The 17,329-nt window shown below is 28.8% G+C and carries 19 protein-coding genes and 2 riboswitches; of the genes, 16 read left to right on the plus strand and 3 right to left on the minus strand.

The window, feature by feature from the left end; translation table 11 throughout:
• The first annotated feature begins 173 nt into the window (after positions 1-173).
• Positions 174-644 carry a cyclic pyranopterin monophosphate synthase MoaC gene (gene moaC, locus VN21_RS01420; RefSeq protein ID WP_046821695.1) on the plus strand — a complete coding sequence of 157 codons (471 nt, stop codon included), beginning with the start codon at positions 174-176 and terminating at the stop codon, positions 642-644.
• 1 nt (position 645) lies between these two features.
• Positions 646-1,083 (plus strand): MOSC domain-containing protein, encoded by a 438-nt coding sequence (locus VN21_RS01425; protein WP_046821706.1) that lies wholly within the window; start codon positions 646-648, stop codon positions 1,081-1,083.
• A 103-nt stretch (positions 1,084-1,186) separates the two neighbouring features.
• Here the strand turns inward: VN21_RS01425 and VN21_RS01430 are convergent, their stop codons facing one another.
• Positions 1,187-1,381 carry a hypothetical protein gene (locus tag VN21_RS01430; protein ID WP_046821696.1) on the minus strand — a complete coding sequence of 65 codons (195 nt, stop codon included), beginning with the start codon at positions 1,379-1,381 and terminating at the stop codon, positions 1,187-1,189.
• Between the two features lie 257 nt (positions 1,382-1,638).
• On the opposite strand from VN21_RS01430, the gene VN21_RS18165 reads away from it, so the two are divergent.
• From VN21_RS18165 to VN21_RS18170, 14 genes are all read left to right on the plus strand, one after another.
• A complete protein-coding gene (locus VN21_RS18165) occupies positions 1,639-2,520 on the plus strand; it encodes an SH3 domain-containing protein (protein ID WP_084821893.1) in 882 nt (293 codons plus the stop codon).
• 321 nt (positions 2,521-2,841) lie between these two features.
• Positions 2,842-4,098, plus strand: coding sequence for a dicarboxylate/amino acid:cation symporter (locus VN21_RS01440; RefSeq protein WP_046821697.1), 1,257 nt, complete (start codon positions 2,842-2,844; stop codon positions 4,096-4,098).
• Between the two features lie 54 nt (positions 4,099-4,152).
• Positions 4,153-4,255: riboswitch (TPP riboswitch) on the plus strand.
• A gap of 228 nt (positions 4,256-4,483) precedes the next feature.
• On the plus strand, positions 4,484-5,287 hold the full coding sequence (thiD, locus tag VN21_RS01445) for a bifunctional hydroxymethylpyrimidine kinase/phosphomethylpyrimidine kinase (protein ID WP_046821698.1): 804 nt from the start codon (positions 4,484-4,486) through the stop codon (positions 5,285-5,287).
• Positions 5,288-5,318: 31 nt separating this feature from the next.
• The gene (thiM, locus tag VN21_RS01450; RefSeq protein ID WP_046821708.1) at positions 5,319-6,104 is read left to right on the plus strand and encodes a hydroxyethylthiazole kinase; all 786 of its coding nucleotides are present in this window, start codon (positions 5,319-5,321) and stop codon (positions 6,102-6,104) included.
• Entirely contained in the window at positions 6,104-6,781 is a 678-nt protein-coding gene (gene tenA / locus VN21_RS01455; protein WP_046821699.1) for a thiaminase II, read from the plus strand. Before thiM ends, tenA begins: the two co-directional genes overlap by 1 nt.
• Positions 6,769-7,371, plus strand: coding sequence for an energy-coupled thiamine transporter ThiT (thiT, locus tag VN21_RS01460; RefSeq protein ID WP_046821700.1), 603 nt, complete (start codon positions 6,769-6,771; stop codon positions 7,369-7,371). Before tenA ends, thiT (VN21_RS01460) begins: the two co-directional genes overlap by 13 nt.
• Before the next feature lie 12 nt (positions 7,372-7,383).
• Positions 7,384-8,049 (plus strand): thiamine phosphate synthase, encoded by a 666-nt coding sequence (gene thiE / locus VN21_RS01465; RefSeq protein ID WP_046821701.1) that lies wholly within the window; start codon positions 7,384-7,386, stop codon positions 8,047-8,049.
• Positions 8,021-8,623 carry an energy-coupled thiamine transporter ThiT gene (gene thiT, locus VN21_RS01470; RefSeq protein WP_046821702.1) on the plus strand — a complete coding sequence of 201 codons (603 nt, stop codon included), beginning with the start codon at positions 8,021-8,023 and terminating at the stop codon, positions 8,621-8,623. The genes thiE and thiT (VN21_RS01470) overlap by 29 nt, the downstream gene beginning before the upstream one ends.
• 230 nt (positions 8,624-8,853) lie before the next feature.
• Positions 8,854-9,363: a DUF6241 domain-containing protein gene (locus VN21_RS01475; protein ID WP_046821703.1), complete on the plus strand. Its 510-nt coding sequence runs from the start codon at positions 8,854-8,856 to the stop codon at positions 9,361-9,363.
• Positions 9,364-9,442: 79 nt separating this feature from the next.
• Positions 9,443-9,700: a hypothetical protein gene (locus VN21_RS01480; protein WP_025162785.1), complete on the plus strand. Its 258-nt coding sequence runs from the start codon at positions 9,443-9,445 to the stop codon at positions 9,698-9,700.
• 107 nt (positions 9,701-9,807) lie between these two features.
• Positions 9,808-9,964, plus strand: a riboswitch (M-box (ykoK) riboswitch).
• Between the two features lie 418 nt (positions 9,965-10,382).
• On the plus strand, positions 10,383-13,076 hold the full coding sequence (gene mgtA, locus VN21_RS01485; RefSeq protein WP_200898149.1) for a magnesium-translocating P-type ATPase: 2,694 nt from the start codon (positions 10,383-10,385) through the stop codon (positions 13,074-13,076).
• A gap of 164 nt (positions 13,077-13,240) precedes the next feature.
• Positions 13,241-14,515: a 5'-3' exonuclease gene (locus VN21_RS01490; protein WP_052951939.1), complete on the plus strand. Its 1,275-nt coding sequence runs from the start codon at positions 13,241-13,243 to the stop codon at positions 14,513-14,515.
• A 102-nt stretch (positions 14,516-14,617) separates the two neighbouring features.
• A complete protein-coding gene (gene mobA, locus VN21_RS01495) occupies positions 14,618-15,229 on the plus strand; it encodes a molybdenum cofactor guanylyltransferase (protein WP_046821705.1) in 612 nt (203 codons plus the stop codon).
• Entirely contained in the window at positions 15,220-15,375 is a 156-nt protein-coding gene (locus VN21_RS18170; RefSeq protein WP_332840831.1) for a hypothetical protein, read from the plus strand. Before mobA ends, VN21_RS18170 begins: the two co-directional genes overlap by 10 nt.
• A 142-nt stretch (positions 15,376-15,517) precedes the next feature.
• Here the strand turns inward: VN21_RS18170 and brnQ are convergent, their stop codons facing one another.
• Positions 15,518-16,546 carry a branched-chain amino acid transport system II carrier protein gene (gene brnQ, locus VN21_RS01500; protein WP_264303186.1) on the minus strand — a complete coding sequence of 343 codons (1,029 nt, stop codon included), beginning with the start codon at positions 16,544-16,546 and terminating at the stop codon, positions 15,518-15,520.
• Positions 16,547-16,548: 2 nt separating this feature from the next.
• Positions 16,549-16,812 carry a branched-chain amino acid transport system II carrier protein gene (locus tag VN21_RS19185; RefSeq protein WP_264303187.1) on the minus strand — a complete coding sequence of 88 codons (264 nt, stop codon included), beginning with the start codon at positions 16,810-16,812 and terminating at the stop codon, positions 16,549-16,551.
• Between the last annotated feature and the right edge of the window lie 517 nt (positions 16,813-17,329).

The raw sequence follows: 17,329 nt of genomic DNA on the forward strand, positions 1-17,329 counted from the left end.
AAAAGAATATAAGATTATGTTTTGATTAAAAAATAAAAGCACAAAGCTTAAATATAACATTAGATTTTAAATTGTTTAAGTTTTGTGCTTTAAACATTTTTATTTACGAAAAGAATAAAATTTAAAAAATAGAGAATATGTGGAAATAGACATGGTTAGAATAGGAGGTTAATATGGAGTTTACTCACTTTAATGAACATGGGAAAGCTAAAATGGTAGATGTAAGTGAAAAAGATGAAACAAAAAGAACTGCTACAGCTAAAGGTAGCATATCTATGAACTCAGGAACTATAGAGATAATAAAGCAAGGGAAAATAAAAAAAGGTGATGTACTTTCTGTAGCACAAGTTGGAGGAATAACAGGCGCAAAGAAAACATGGGATTTAATACCTATGTGTCACAATATATTTTTAACAGGAGCTGATATTAAATTTAATATATTAGAAGCAGAAATAGAAATAGAAGCTACAGTATCTACTGTAGGTAAGACTGGGGTAGAGATGGAGGCTTTAACAGCTGTGTCTATGGCAGCACTTACTATATATGATATGTGCAAAGCTATAGATAAGGATATGGTTATAAATAATATAAGACTTGTAAAAAAAGTAGGTGGAAAAAGTGGGGAGTACATTAGAAATGAATAACATAGGAAAAGTAATATCTATAAATATAAGTGAGAAAAAAGGAACTATAAAAAAACCAATAGAAAAAGGAATGTTTAAACAAAATCATGGTCTTGTTGGAGATGCTCATGCAGGTGAGTGGCATAGACAAATAAGCTTGCTTGGAATTGAAAGTATAGAAAAAACAAGAAAACAAGGAATAGATGGTTTAACTCCTGGAGTTTTTGCCGAAAACCTAACAACTGAAGGTCTAGTGCTATATGAGCTGCCTGTAGGAACAAAGTTGAAAATTGGTGATACAATTCAAGAAGTTACTCAGATAGGGAAGAAGTGTCATAAAGGCTGTGAAATAAAAACTAAAGTTGGAGACTGTGTAATGCCTAGAGAAGGAATATTCACTAAGATAATAAAAGATGGTGAAGTTAAATGTGGAGATAAAATAGAAATTATTGAAGCATAATATATAAAAGTAACTAAGAAATAAATATATCCGCGTCAAGTGGATACATATGAAAAGCACTTTAAAATGGCATGAGTCCGGTATTTAACTGGACTCATGTCATTTATTTATTTAATATTTCTAGTGCCTGAGCTATAAAGTCTTCTTTATCTTTTGCTGTTATTAGTTCAGTATTTACATAAGCTGTAAATCCTGATCCACATTCACATATACAATCTTCTTTTATATCAAATTCTAACAAAGCTCTTTTTAATTCACCCTCGCTAATACCAGAACACATTGAGCAAAAACTTATCATATTTAATACCTCCATATTAATATATGTATATTTATACACTTATGGGTAGGGGGATGAAACATTAAATTGTTACTAAAATTGTAACTAATTTGTAACCCTTTTTCTGGTAATTATAGAAAATGTGTTTACAAAGGTTCAAAAATATATTATCATTAATTAAAAGTTACAGAAAAGTAACAAAATCATAAAATATGAATTTTACAAGACATAGTGGTCAATAATATATAATTTTTATTTAAATTAACTGGAGGGATATTATGAGTATGAATAAAAGAGCGAGGAAATCATCATTGATATTAGCATTAGGATTAGTTGTAGGAGGACTTTATACATCTACAAGTAATATATATGCAGCAGAAAGAGAAGTAGTTAAAGCAGAAAAGTTAAATGTAAGAAAAGGTCCATCAATAGAAGAGCAAAGAGTAGGATCATTAGACAGAGGCATGGTAGTTGAAATTTTAGAAACAAATAATGGCTGGAATAAGATTAAGCTTACTGATGGAAATGAAGGATGGGTAAGTGGAGATTATACTGATAAAGAAAATGGAACTGTAACTGCTAGTAAATTAAATGTAAGAAAAGGTCCAGCTACAGAACATGAAAAATTAGATGTATTAGATAAAAATACAGAAGTTAAACTTTTAGAAGAAAAAGATAATTGGTACAGAATTAGATTAGATGATAAAAAAGAAGGTTGGATTTGTGGTGATTATGTTTTAACAGAATCTCAAGCTAAAGAACAAGAACAAAATCAAGCTAAACAACAATCTAATGATACAGTTAAAGAAGTTAAGAGTGCATCTACAGTATCTGATGCAACAACAAATGAACCTTCTAAATCACAAGCAGAAAGTTCATCTAACAATAATAATGGAACATCAATGTCTGTAGAAGCTACAGCATATGCAGGAGATACTATAACTTCAACAGGAACAACTCCTAAATGGGGAACTATAGCAGTTGATCCAACTGTAATACCATATGGAACAAAAGTATATATACCTAAGTTTGACATGGTATTTACTGCAGAAGACTGTGGAAGTGCTATAAAAGGTAAAAGAATAGATATATTTATGAACAGTGAAGCAGAATGTGTTAAGTTTGGAAGACAAAATATGGAAATAAAAATATTAAAATAGTTAACATAAAAAAGACGGTACGTTAAGTAAAGTTACTTAAGTACCGTCTTTTTTTATTAAAAATATAAATAATAATCGTATGTATATGAATAAAAAATAAGTTAAAATATGTAATAGTTTGAAAAATAAGTTTTTTGTGCTTATTTTAGAATATATATAAAGTTATATCCAAGATAAACAAAACATAATAAAGTTTAAATTACATGAACTTAATTATATTAAGTTAAAATGTGTTTTAATACATTTAAACTTTAAAAAATTACAAAAAATTCGTTTTTTAGTGTATAATATTAATATGATAAAGAGATGGAGGAAACATATATGAGGAAACTTGGATTAACGAGCAAAATATTAATTGGATTATTTTTAGGAATACTGTTTGGGGTAATACTTAGCAAAATGCCAGGCAGCTATATTAAAGATACAGTTTTATTAGGTGGAATTATAAATGTAATAGGAAATGGATTCACAAAAGCTATAAAGATGATGGTAGTGCCACTAGTATTTGTTTCATTAGTATGCGGGGTATCTGCTATGGAAGATATAAAGAAATTAGGTAGAATAGGATTTAAAACTATGGGATTCTATTTAATGACAACAGCTACAGCTATTTGTATATCATTAGCTTTAGGGGTTTTATTAAAGCCAGGTGCAGGACTTGATTTAGGTACTGTAGCTAGTCAATCTACTACGATAGCAAAAAATCAATCACTATCAGAAATAATATTAAATATGATACCATCAAATCCTATAGAGTCATTTGCAAAAGGTGAAATGTTACAAATAATATTCTTTGCAATGCTTACTGGAGTATCAATAAGTTTAGTTGGAGAAAAGGCAAAACCTTTAAAAAAATTATTTGAGTGCGCAAATGAAGTTTGTATGAAAATGGTTAGTGTAATAATGATGTTTGCACCTTTTGGAGTATTTGCACTTATTACAAATACCTTCTCTACAGTAGGAGCAGATGCAATAGGGTCATTAGTTAAATATATATTAGTTGTATTATTAGGGCTGTTATTACACGTAGTAGTTGTCTATGGAGGAGCTTTAAAAGTATTTACAAAAGTTAGTTTTACTGGATTTGTACGTAAATTTACAAAAGTAGCTGCAGTTACTTTTTCAACTGCATCAAGTAATGCTTCTGTTCCAGTAAGCTTAGAACTTATGGAAGAAATGGGAGTTAGTAAAAGTATACGTTCATTTACAATACCTATGGGAGCTACTATAAATATGGACGGAACAGCTATAATGCAAGGTGTAGCGGCTTTATTTATAGCACAAGTTTATGGAATTGATCTAGGTATAAATGATATTTTAACAATAGTTTTAACAGCGACATTAGCATCAGTTGGAACAGCAGGAGTTCCAGGTGTTGGTATGATAATGCTATCAATGGTACTTCAATCAGTAGGACTTCCACTTGAAGGTATTGGTCTTATAATGGGAGTAGAAAGAATTATAGATATGTTTAGAACTACAGTAAATGTTATGGGAGACAACACTTGTACACTTGTAGTTGCAAGTAGTGAAAAAGAGTTAGAAGTAACTAATATAGATGCTGCAGAAATAGCTTAATAAATTTTTATTGACATATAAATTTAGTGAGCTATAATTAAACTGTAATCTAAAATGAATAGCTAGGGGTGCCCCAACGGCTGAGAGATGAATTTATTCATTAACCCTCAAACCTGATCTGGATAATACCAGCGTAGGAAAGCTTTACTAAATATACAAATGAAATTTATTTGCATAGTAAATTAAAAGCTATATTCCTACAGGAATATAGCTTTTTTACGTTTCAAAAATTATAGTAAACAAAAATGTATGAAAAAATTGTGGAACTCAGCACATAAATTAGATGTGATTGAGCGTGAAAAAGGCTTTTGAGCAACGGACGAAGTCGTTGGAGACATGAGCAAAGCGAATTTTTTTAATACAAAAACCAAGGGGGAAACATCTAATGGAAAAGTATAAAGTGCCAACACTTACAATAGCAGGTTCAGATTCATCAGGAGGTGCAGGTATACAAGCAGACCTAAAGACATTTAGTGCTATAGGAACTTATGGAATGAGTGTAATAACAGCTATAACTGCTCAAAACACTCATGGAGTATTTTTAGTAGAAGATTTAAGTAAAGAAATAATACAAAAACAAATAGAGGTAGTATTTGATGATATACCACCTAAAGCAGTAAAAATAGGAATGGTATCTAGCCCAGAAATAATAAAGGCGATTGTTGAATCTTTAGATAAGTATAATCCAAAGTACTTAGTAGTAGATCCAGTAATGATATCTAAAAGTGGATATTCACTTTTAAAACCTGAGGCTAAAGATAATTTAATAAAATATCTTATACCTAAAGCATACATAATAACGCCAAATACATTAGAGGCTGAGGAAATAACAGGGATTAAAATTGATAATGTAGATGACATGAAATTAGTTGGGAAAAAAATATTAGAACTAGGACCTAAATACGTGTTAATGAAAGGTGGACACTTAGATGGGGATGCAGTAGATGTTTTAATAGGCAAGGATACATTTGAAATCTATAAAAGCGAAAGATTGGATAGAAAAAACACTCATGGAACAGGATGCACTCTATCATCTTCAATAACTGCAAATTTAGCACTAGGATTTGATATAGTAGAAGCTGTTTCTAATGCAAAAGACTATATAACTAATGCTATAAGACATAGCTTTGATATAGGTGGAGGAGTAGGACCAGTACACCATTTTTATAAATTTGACTCAAATAAATAGATATAAGCATTTAAAAGGGAGAGATGAAATTATGTTTGAATTATTAAATAAAGTTAAAGAAATTAACCCATTAGTACTTCATTACACTAACGAAGTTACAATTAATGATTGTGCAAATATAACTTTAGCTATAGGTGCAAGTCCACTGATGAGTTATTCTTATGAAGAAGCAGAAGAAATAATACCTATTGCAAGTTCTGTAGTAATAAATATTGGAACAATGAATTCCTCTCATGGAGAATTATTTATAAATGCTGGTAAAATAGCAAATAAGCATAAAAAGCCAGTTATATTAGATCCAGTAGGGGTATTTGCCACACCTTCAAGATCTTTGTTAGTAAAAACTTTATTAAACGAAGTAAAGTTTGACGTAATTAAAGGGAATGCAGCTGAAATTAAGTACATAGGTGGATTTAATGTAAAAGGAAAAGGTGTAGATTCATTTGACGATGATGAAAACATAGACGATATTATCAAGAAAGTTGCTAAAAAACTAGAATGTGTGGTAGTAGCTACTGGAAAAGTAGATGTAGTAACTGATGGCGATAAAATTATAAAAATACATAATGGAACACCTAAACTAAAAGGAATAACAGGTACTGGATGTATGAGTGCTAGTTTAATAGGTAGTTATTTAGGAGCTAGTAATGAAATTTTAAATTCTGCAGCAATGGGCGTTCTTACAATGAGTTTATGTGGACAATTAGCAGATATAGATAATATAGGAATTGGAAGCTTTAAGGTAAATTTAATGGACAGTATATATAAATTAAATGAAGATAAGTTAAAAGAGTCTTCAAGTGTGGAGGTATTTTAATGAAATTTACAGATTGCTTGTTTGAAGAAGCTAAAGATATATGGGAAAGTTATTTAAATCATCCATTTGTAAGAGAAATAGGAGAAGGAACTTTACCAAAAGATAAATTTAAAAGATATCTTATACAAGATTATTTATATTTAAAAGAATTTGCTAAAGTTTTTGCAATGGGAGTAATAAAAGCTGATACAGTTAAAGAAATGAAGTTTTTCAATAAAGCCGCTAAGGGGTCTATGGAAGACGAAACTGCTATACATGTTGAATATATGAAAAAATTGGGAGTACCTCCGGTTGAAGCTGAAAAATGTAAATATGAACTAGTTTCAAGTAGCTATACAAGTTACATGCAAGCTGTTTCATTAACAGGAGGAGTTAAAGAAATTGTAATGGCTACATTACCTTGTAACTGGAGTTATAATTATATAGGTCATTATTTATATGAAACTTATAAAGATAATTTAGATAATAACTACTATAAAGAATGGATAGAGATGTATGCAGATCAAGAATTTGATGATGTATTAATAGCTTGGTTAGAATACACAAACGAGTTATGCAAAGATTTAACTGAAGATGAGGAAAATAAGCTTAAAGAAATATTTGTTAAATCAAGTTTATATGAATTAGATTTTTGGAATATGGCATATGAAGAGGCGAAGAAAAAATGTCAAGCGTAGTAATTATAATAATAAGTTTAGTAATGTTATTTATGTATGCAAAAGATATAAATAAAAAGAAGTTTTCTACTAAAGAGATAGTAATGATCGCTATGTTTAGCTCTATATCATTTATACTTTATATGATACAATTCATAAGATATCCGCAAGGTGGAGGTATAACGTTATTTTCAATGCTACCCACGATGTTACTAGCTATATTATATGGTAAAGAGGCAGGTCTAACAGGTGGATTGATATTTGGATTACTAAAACTATTAAATGGAGCTTATGTAGTGCATCCAGCACAATTTTTACTAGATTATATATTATCAAATATGGCACTTGGATTAGCTGGAGAATTTGGAAGAGAGAAAAAAAGCGATATGTTCAAAGGATGCTTATTTGCAAGTAGTTTAAGTGTATTGATAAGTATAATATCAGGAGTAGTATATTTTGGACAGTATGCACCAGAGGGAATGAATATAGTGCTTTATTCTTGTATATATAATATATCAAGTGCAGGAGTTGAAGGATTACTTTCGAGTCTAATACTAGTTTTATTGCCTATAAAAAGATTTCAAAAAGTGTTGAAGTTATCAACTAATTAAAGGGAGAACAAAATGGAAGAAAAATTAAAATTATATTTAGTGACTGACTCAGAAATACTAAATGGGAGAGATTTTTATAAATGTATAGAAGATGCATTAAAAGGTGGGGTAACAACTTTACAATTAAGAGAAAAAAATGCAAATGGAAAAGAGTTCTTAGAAAAAGCATATAAATTAAGAGCTCTTACTAAGAAATACGATGCTTTATTTATAATAAATGACAGAGTAGACATTGCTATGCTTTGCGATGCAGATGGTGTTCATGTTGGACAAAGTGATATACCTTTAGAAGAAGTGAGAATATTAGTAGGAAAAGATAAAATTATAGGAATATCAGCTCATAATATAGAAGAAGCCACTGCTGCAAAAAATGGTGGAGCAGATTATATAGGGGTAGGAGCGATGTTTAATACAACTACTAAAAATGATGCTACAATAGTTACAGTAGATCAATTAAAAGAAATTGATGAAAATCTTGATATACCTAAAGTCTTAATCGGTGGTATAAATTTAGATAACATAGATACATTTAAGGGTATAAATATAGATGGATATGCAATAGTATCGGCTATATTAAAGTGCGATGATATATATAATGAATGTTTAAAATGGACAAAGTCTTTGCAAAAACAAATACAGGAGGTGAATTATGATAAATGCAATCATAATATTAGGTAGTATAGGATTTGGTATATATTATCTAAAAGGTTTAAAAAATACTAAATTCACTACAAAAACAGTTGTTATGATAGGTATGTTTAGTGCAATATCATATATACTTAGTATGATAGAGTTTATAAAATATCCACAAGGTGGAGGAATATCTTTATTTTCAATGTTACCAACAATGCTACTTTCAGTTTTATTTGGAAACACGGTCGGTATAACTGGTGGACTTATTTATGGAGTATTAAAATTATTAAAGGGCGTGTATATAATACATCCAGCACAATTTTTACTAGATTATATATTACCAACAATGTTACTTGGATTAGCAGGATCATTTGGAAAAGATAAGAAATCAAAGGTTATACTAGGTTGTTTATTTGCTGTAGTTCTTAGTGTATCTATGAATATAATATCAGGATGTGTATTCTTTGGAGATTATGCTCCAGAAGGAATGAATGTATTCGTATACTCATTCTTGTATAATGTATCAAGTCAAGGCGTAGAGGGGTTATTGTCTGCACTTATAATTGGGATACTTCCACTTGAACGATTAAATAGAGCAATAAATGCAAGTGGTAACTAAATAAAGATAAATAAAGTTTTAAAATAAGAGGTTATTATATAAGTTTTGCTTCTAAAGCTGTAAAGATGCTTTAAAAGGCGCTAAAACTTATATAATAACCTCATTTTAGTTAACTTATATTTATCTTTTTTTAAAAGAGGTAGGATGTGGGTGTGGGGATCAAGGGTGTACATAATCCTACAAAAATATTAAAATAGAGGAGTATGTAAATATAAGTTTGGAGGGGTTTAATGGGGAAGAAAATAATTATAGGGGTAATGAGTTTAATTTTAGTTGGAGCTTTGTTTGTTGGGTTTAATGTTTTAAAAGACGATAAGAAAGTGAAATTAGATGAAAGTGTTAGTAGCAGTCTTGAATATTCAGGGTCAATTCAAGAAATTTTAAATAAGACTTATGATAGAGCAAAATCTTCAGAAAAATTTGAGTATAAAGACGAAGAAATATATAGCTTGGTGCATTGGATATCTAATCCAGTTATAAAGTCTAAAAAGAACAAAAGGGTAGGATTTTTAGAACCGAGTCCAGAGAATGTAGATAAGATGATATATATATTAGGAAAAGCTCCATTAGGACCTCATAAATTTTTTATAAAATCTTTAAATGAATGGAAAAAAGGTAACTTTGTTGAGGTTGAAGAAGTTCATAACACGGCTTGGAAGATGTTAGATGGAAACGTAGGAAGAGCTATCGACAGAGATGAATATGAGATAAATAGATTAAAAGAAAAGTATTATAAATAAAATATGTATATATAGTTGACAATATATAAAAACTGATTGTAGACTGTATTTTATAGATATATAGAAAGAAGGTAAATAAATGGAAGAAATATATAAATTAATAGAAGATAAAATAAAAGCTGCAGGTTATAATGGCTATGTAAGTGGAGAAGAAATATACGAAGAAATATGTGATGAAATAGAAGAAAAAGAAAATGGAAGCTACATATTTATGTCTAAGAAAGAAGACGATATATTCTTTGAATATAAGATAGATGTTATGGATGAAAACTTTAACTTATCTTACATAGATATAAACACTCCGATAGGAAAAGTTCATGTAGACTTTGATGCATAGTAAGTAATAAAGAAGTTCTAAGACTAAAAAGTCTTAGAACTTTTTTGTTTTTAGAGTTGACAATTTTAAAAGTTGTGAATATAATGAAAGGGAAGTAAGATATAACTAAATAGTTTCGGTAGGTGAGGTTACCTTAGGGATACGGGTTGCTGCCGCGAAATAGTGGAGACACTATTAGATGGTTAGCAGTATACGTCGGAGAAGGCGTATTCTAATGCAATTACATTGCCCTAAGAAGCTAAAGCTTGGACGAAGATTATTAAGTATATGTAAAAGATACTTTTTAATTACGCTTTCATTATCCTCGTTTACCAAAAGAAACGAGGATTTTTTAATGCTAAAAAATCAAAAAACATTAAAAATGAATTAAATTAAAATACGGAGGTGAAAATAAAGTGGACTTAGAAAGTAGGTTGTGTATGAGAACAGATGGCATAGAATTTGAAGAAGACTCAGATTGGCTCTATTTTTATTATAAAATTGAAAACAAAACAGTTAGTAAAAGTAATATGCTATTTACTTGTATACTAACTATGTAAGTTCATTTTGTTTTCACTTTAAAAATAAAGTACAAGAGTTTTATTTATGCTGCCTGTTTACTAAAAATATAGTAACAGGCATTTATTTTGTCATTTATTCTCATGCACTTGCAAAATAGTGAGGAGGGAATAATATGAAAATCATGAACATGAAAACAAAAAAAATAGAAGTGAAAAAAGAGGAAAGAAAAAATTCAACAGAAACTAAATTAAAAAAAGCTGCGGTATTATCACAAACAGAATTATTTGATTTTTTACAAACAGATTCAAATGGACTAAGTGATAAAATTGCTAAAGATAGAATAGAAGAATATGGATTAAATGAAATAACAGATAAAAACAACGATACATGGTATAAGAGATTATTTAATTCATTTGTAAACCCATTTACAATAATACTTGTAGTGCTTGCACTAATATCATTTATAACAGACTTTGTTATAGCCGCTCCAGAGGATAGAAGTTTAACAGCTGTAATTATAATAGGTAGTATGGTCACATTAAGTGGAGTATTAAAGTTTGTTCAAGAAGGAAAATCAAGTAATGCAGGTAAAAAGCTAAGAGAAATGATAATAACTACAGCTACAGTATTACGTGGTGGAAAAGAAGTAGAAGTTCCAATAAATGAATTAGTTCCAGGAGATATGATAAAATTAGCTGCAGGAGATATGATTCCAGCAGATATAAGAATATTATCATCTAAGGATTTATTTATAAGCCAAGCATCAATGACTGGAGAATCTGAACCTGTTGAAAAGTTTGGAAAAGAACTAGAAACAGTTTCTGTGATGAGCCAATCTATACTTGAACTTGAAAACTTAGCTTTTATGGGAACTAATGTAATAAGTGGATCAGCAACAGCAGTTGTAGTAGTTACAGGAGATGACACTTTTATAGGTAATATAGCTGATATAGTTACAGAAAAAAGAGAAGAAACAAGTTTTGATAAAGGTGTAAATTCAGTAAGTATGATTTTAATCAAATTTATGGCAATAATGGCTCCAACAATTTTCATAATAAATGGATTAACTGATGGAGACTGGTTAGAAGCATTCTTATTTGGTATATCAATTGCAGTAGGATTAACTCCTGAAATGTTACCTATGATAGTTACTACAAATCTTGCAAAAGGTGCAGTAGCAATGTCTAAGAAAAAAGCTATAGTTAAAAATTTAAACTCTATTCAAAATTTCGGAGCTATAGATGTATTATGTACTGATAAAACAGGAACTTTGACAGAAGATAAAATAATATTAGAGCGTCATTTAGATGTTGAAGGTAATGAAAATTTAAGTGTTTTAAAACATGGATATTTAATAAGTAAATTCCAAACAGGACTTAGAAATTTACTAGATGTAGCTATACTTGAATATGGAGAGAAAAAGAATCTATCTGATATTGTAAGTTCATATGAAAAAGTTGATGAAATTCCATTTGACTTCACTCGCCGTAAAATGTCAGTAGTATTAAGTGATGAAAACAACAATAATCAGCTACTAACAAAAGGTGCAGTAGAAGAGATGTTAGATATCTCAAGTAAAGTAGAGTATAGAGGAGAAATAGTTGATTTAACTGAGGGCTTAAAAGAAAAAGTTTTAAAAACAGTAGAAGACTTAAATAGTAAAGGTATGAGAGTTATAGGTGTAGCTAGAAAAGCTAACGTATCAAAAAATACAGAATTCTCAACAGCTGATGAAAAAGATATGATTTTAGTTGGATATATAGCATTTTTAGATCCTCCAAAAGAGTCTTCATATGAAGCTATAAAAACTTTAAATGAATATGGAGTAGATGTAAAAGTATTAACTGGAGATAATGAACAAGTAACTAAATATGTATGCAAACAAGTTGGAATAGATGTAAGTAATATAATACTTGGACATCAAGTTGAAGTAATGTCAGATGAAGAATTAAAAGAAGTAGTAGAAAGTACAAATGTATTTGCAAAACTTTCACCAGAGCAAAAATCTAGAGTGGTATCAATGTTAAGAATCAATGGTCATGTAGTTGGATTCATGGGAGATGGAATAAACGATGCACCAGCTATGAGAAAATCAGATGTTGGTATATCAGTTGATACAGGTGTAGATATAGCAAAAGAGTCAGCTGATATAATATTACTTGAAAAAGATTTAATGGTTCTTGAAAATGGAATAAAAGAAGGTCGTAAAACTTATGCAAATATAATTAAGTATATAAAAATGACTGCAAGTTCAAACTTTGGTAATATGTTTAGTGTATTAGCATCAAGTATATTCTTACCATTTTTACCAATGCTTCCAGTTCAATTATTAATGCTAAACCTTATATATGATATATCTTGTATGTCAATACCATGGGATAATGTAGATGAAGATTACTTAAAAGTACCACGTAAGTGGGAAGCTGCATCAATTGGTAACTTTATGAAATGGATAGGACCTACAAGTTCAGTATTTGATATAACAACATATCTATTAATGTACTTTGTTATATGTCCTGCTGTATTAGGTGGTGGATATAATGATCCTGGAGTAGACAAAACTTTATTCATGATGCTATTTAATGCAGGATGGTTTGTTGAATCATTATGGTCTCAAACATTAGTAATTCACATGATAAGAACACCAAAATTACCATTTATTCAAAGTAGAGCATCACTTCCACTACTTATATTAACAACTATGGGTATAGCTGTAGGAACAATAATACCATATACTCCATTTGGAAGTGCATTAAATCTTTATCCTATGCCAATGATATACTTTGCATGGTTAATAGCTACAATAATAGCATATATGGTTTTAGTTACTATAGTTAAAAAAATATATATAAGAAAATATGGGGAATTATTATAAATGACTGAATAAAAAAGAAGGATATATTGATCTGATAAAAGATAATATATCCTTCTTTTTCTATAGTAAATATAGTTAATATATCTATAATTTCAAAATAATAAAATGTATATGTTATAATTAATACATTGAAATTAATGACCATTAAAAAAGAGGAGAGAATTATGGATTTATTTGATTTATTAGAACAAAAAGAAGCTAACGCAAAAATCAAAGAATCTGAATTATCTAGAGGAGATAATATAAGACTTAATAGCTATGTTGGATCTAGATTAAATACAGATTTTAGAACGAAAAATAAAAAAGTTAATAATATAAAAGAAGAAATAGATACAATAAATGACGTTGAGGAAACTAAAAATATTGAAATAAAAGAAAGTGAAAAAGTTAAAGGTTTAAAAATAGATGAAGATAATAATAAAGAAAAACTACTTATTATAGATGGGTCATCATTACTTAGTACAAGTTACTTTGCAAGACTTCCAAGACAAATAATGTTTGCTAAAACAATTGAAGAAAAAGAACAATTTTATGATAAGATACTTCAAACAAAAGATGGAATATATACAAATGGAGTTTTTGGGTTTATGCAAATTATGCTATCTATGATAAAAGAGCAAAAGCCTACACACTTAGCAGTGTGCCTAGATTCTACTAGAATGACTTTTAGAAAGTTAATATATGATGATTACAAAGGAACAAGAAAACCTATAGAAGTTCCTTTAAAAGAACAATATGATTTATTAAGAGAAATGCTTGAAACTATAGGGGTTAAGGTTTTAATTTCAACTCCAAGTGAAGACTATAGCAATGTATTTGAAGCTGATGACTTTGCAGGAAGTTTATCAAAGCAATTCCAAGATCAAATTCCAGTTGCTCTATACACTAAAGATGAAGATTATTTACAATTAGTTGATCACAATACAGTTGTATGGATGAACACATCAAAAGCAACTGACATAGCTAAAACTTGTGATATAAACTTAAAAGAGTGTAACTTACCAAACAATACTTTTGAGTATACAGTTGATTTATTAAAGCAAGTTAAAAACTTAAAACCTCATCAAATAATTGACTATAAAGCTATATCTGGGGATTCTTCAGATAACATTCCAGGTATAAAAGGATTAGGAGATACAACAAGTATACCTCTACTTCAAAAATATAATACACTAGAAGATATATATAAAGATATAGAAGGCTTAGATGATAAAGGGTTAAAGTTAAAAGCAACAGATTGGAAAAATGAATTAGGAATAAGAAATCCTATGAAAAAGTTAGTTGCAGAAAAAGACAATGCATTCATGTCTAAACAGTTAGCAACAATAAAAACTGATATAGATGTAGGTTTAACTTTAGATGACCTAAAAATAAATATAGACAAAGATATATTAAGAGAACAACTAGATAAGTACGAAATGAAAAGTATAAAATTATAAAAAACAAAAAAACCTCAAAATCGTAGAATGAATAGCGAAGGGTAGAGTTGTAAATTTTAGAGACCTTTAAAGCATCTTTCTAGCTTTGGGAGGGAAGGTATTATGAGCGTATGTAAAAGTGCAGTTATATTAGCTGGTGGGAAGAGTAGTAGGATGAAATTTGATAAGCAGCTTTTAGTAATAGATGAAAAAAGGCTTATATACGATTTAGCCAATAAATTAGAAAATCATTTTAATGAAATTATAATTGTTACAAACAAACCTGAATTTTACAATGATTGTAGTTATAAAGTTGTTGTAGATGAGATAAAAGAATGTGGACCTTTAAGTGGGATACATATAGGTCTTAAAAGTGCTAGTAGCGAATATGTTTACTTCTTAGCGTGTGATATGCCTAATATTGATAACAATTATATTAAGTTTTTAAAAGAAAACATAAGTACATTATATGATGTTTATATCACTAAGGTAGATAAATTTGCAGAACCATTTCATGGAGTTTACAAAAAAAGCTTATATGAAGATATAGAAAAATTTCTATTAATGAGTGAGAAAAAATCTATAAATAGATTTTTAGATAATAAAGTTGTTTTTTATTTAAATGAAGATGATTTTAATAGAAATCATTTTGATTTAAATATTTTTACTAATTTAAATAATCAGGAAGATTTAAAAAATTTTATAAATGAAGTTGGTTTAAATAGATGTTACTAAGAAATAGGTGGAAAAAGTGTCATGCAGGATGTGCTATAAAAAATCAAGTAGGAGATTGTGTAATGCCTAGAGAAGGTATATTTACAAAAATTATTAAAGGTGGAGAAGTAAGACCTGGAGATACAATAGAAGTAATAGAAGAATAATTATAAGGGTAAGTTTTAAATATTAAGACGCGTAAGACAAATATATAAGTTTTGCTTCCAAAGCTGAAAAGATGCTTTGAAGGTCGCTAAAACTTATACATTTATCTTTTGCTATCTATTTAAAACCTACCCTTATTTTATGTTAAAGAGATGGGGTAGTGGTAGCTTTTGATTTAGTTGGAATGAAGCTAAATACTATTCCTCCTATTATAGCTGGTAAAATCCAGTTAAATCCTAAGCTAGCAAGTGGAATTTGATGAACAAATTGTATGCTTAATCCTAAGCTATCTATAACATTAAGTAAACTTATTAAAAGTGTTGAGTAAGCTGCACCTTTTAATGTCATATCATTAGGAATAATCTTTTTAAATATATTCATAACTACTAAAACTATAGTTACAGGATAGATTAAACTTAATATAGGAATTGCTATTTGTATAATTTTATCAACACCAAAGTTTGAAACTATTGCACTGAATACACAAATAAATATAACTATATGCTCATATTTTAACTTTTTATTAGTAAAATCTTCGAAAAACTTACCTGTAACAGAAGTTAAACCTATTGAAGTCGTAAGGCATGCAAACCCAACTACAACCGATAACATAATAGTTCCAGTACTTCCTAATAACTGATGAGTAATATTTATAAGTAAAGCTGTTTGAGATATATTTGTATCGTATAAGCTAGAAGCTGTAGCTCCTAGGAATGTTAACCCACCGTAAACAACTGTAAGCCCAACACATGCTATTAAAGCTGATTTTATTGCTAGTGATATATTTTCATTTTTATCTGTATACCCTTTACTAACAAGAGAAGTCATAATTAAGGCTACTATTCCGCCTATTCCTAAGGCATCCATTGTTTGGTATCCTTGAGTAACTCCTGTTATAAAAAGATCTGAAGAATTAACATCTTCTAAATTTCCTATAGGAGATACTATGCCCTTTACTATTAAAAATGCAAGTGATAGTAATAAAATTGGAGTTAAAAATTTACCTATTATATCCATAACTTTAGTAGGTTTTATTGTAAGTAAAAGTGTTATAGAGAAAAATATCACAGAGAATAAAACAGGGTTAAAATTTTTTGTAAGTGGTAATACACTCATTTCAAATGTTGTTGCTCCAGTTCTTGGAATAACTAATATAGGACCAAGGCATAACATCATTAAAAATTCCAAGGTAATTCCAAGGTAATTCCAAACTTCTTACCAGCTCTACCTATTACATTTTGAAGACTTCCAGCTTTAGAAATTGCAATTATTGATAATAAAATTATTCCAACATCAGCGAATATGAAACCTAAAAAGCTTATTAACCAGCTACTTCCAGAGGAAATACCTATATATGGTGGGAATATTAAATTTCCTGCTCCAAAGAACATCGAGAATAGAGCAAATCCTATTATTAAAATATCTTTATTTTTATTCATAATTAAACCTCTTTTCTTAATAATTTATAAAGTATATGCAAAAAGGCCACATAGTGGATACTATGCAGCCTTTTTTGCCTAGGATTAAAAAAGCCACATAGTATATCTATGTGGCCTAAGTACAAGCTAAATTTAGCCATCATAGATACAAACAATTTTCCGTTTGTACCTATGATTTTCGATTTATATCATAAATACAAACTTAACTATAATAGCTAAAATAAAATTTATTAAATTGTAAGTTATTAGTTAAGTTTATATTAATCATTTTCATTTAATCTCCTCATTAAAATTTGTTTTTGTTAGAACTAATTATATGAGTTAATTATAAAAAATGCAATAGTGAATTTAAAAAAAATTAAAAAAATTAAAAAACTTTAAAAATAAGAATTAAAAGAAAATAAAAATTAAAAAAACTTTAAAAAATTTTAATACTAAGTTTAGAGAAATTTGAAGGAAAGAAATTAAAAATCTATAAAATTGATTAAAAAATAATAGTCCTAAATAAGGCATTGTA

This window comes from Paraclostridium benzoelyticum (genome assembly GCF_001006285.1).
Taxonomy (GTDB): Bacteria; Bacillota; Clostridia; order Peptostreptococcales; family Peptostreptococcaceae; genus Paraclostridium; species Paraclostridium benzoelyticum.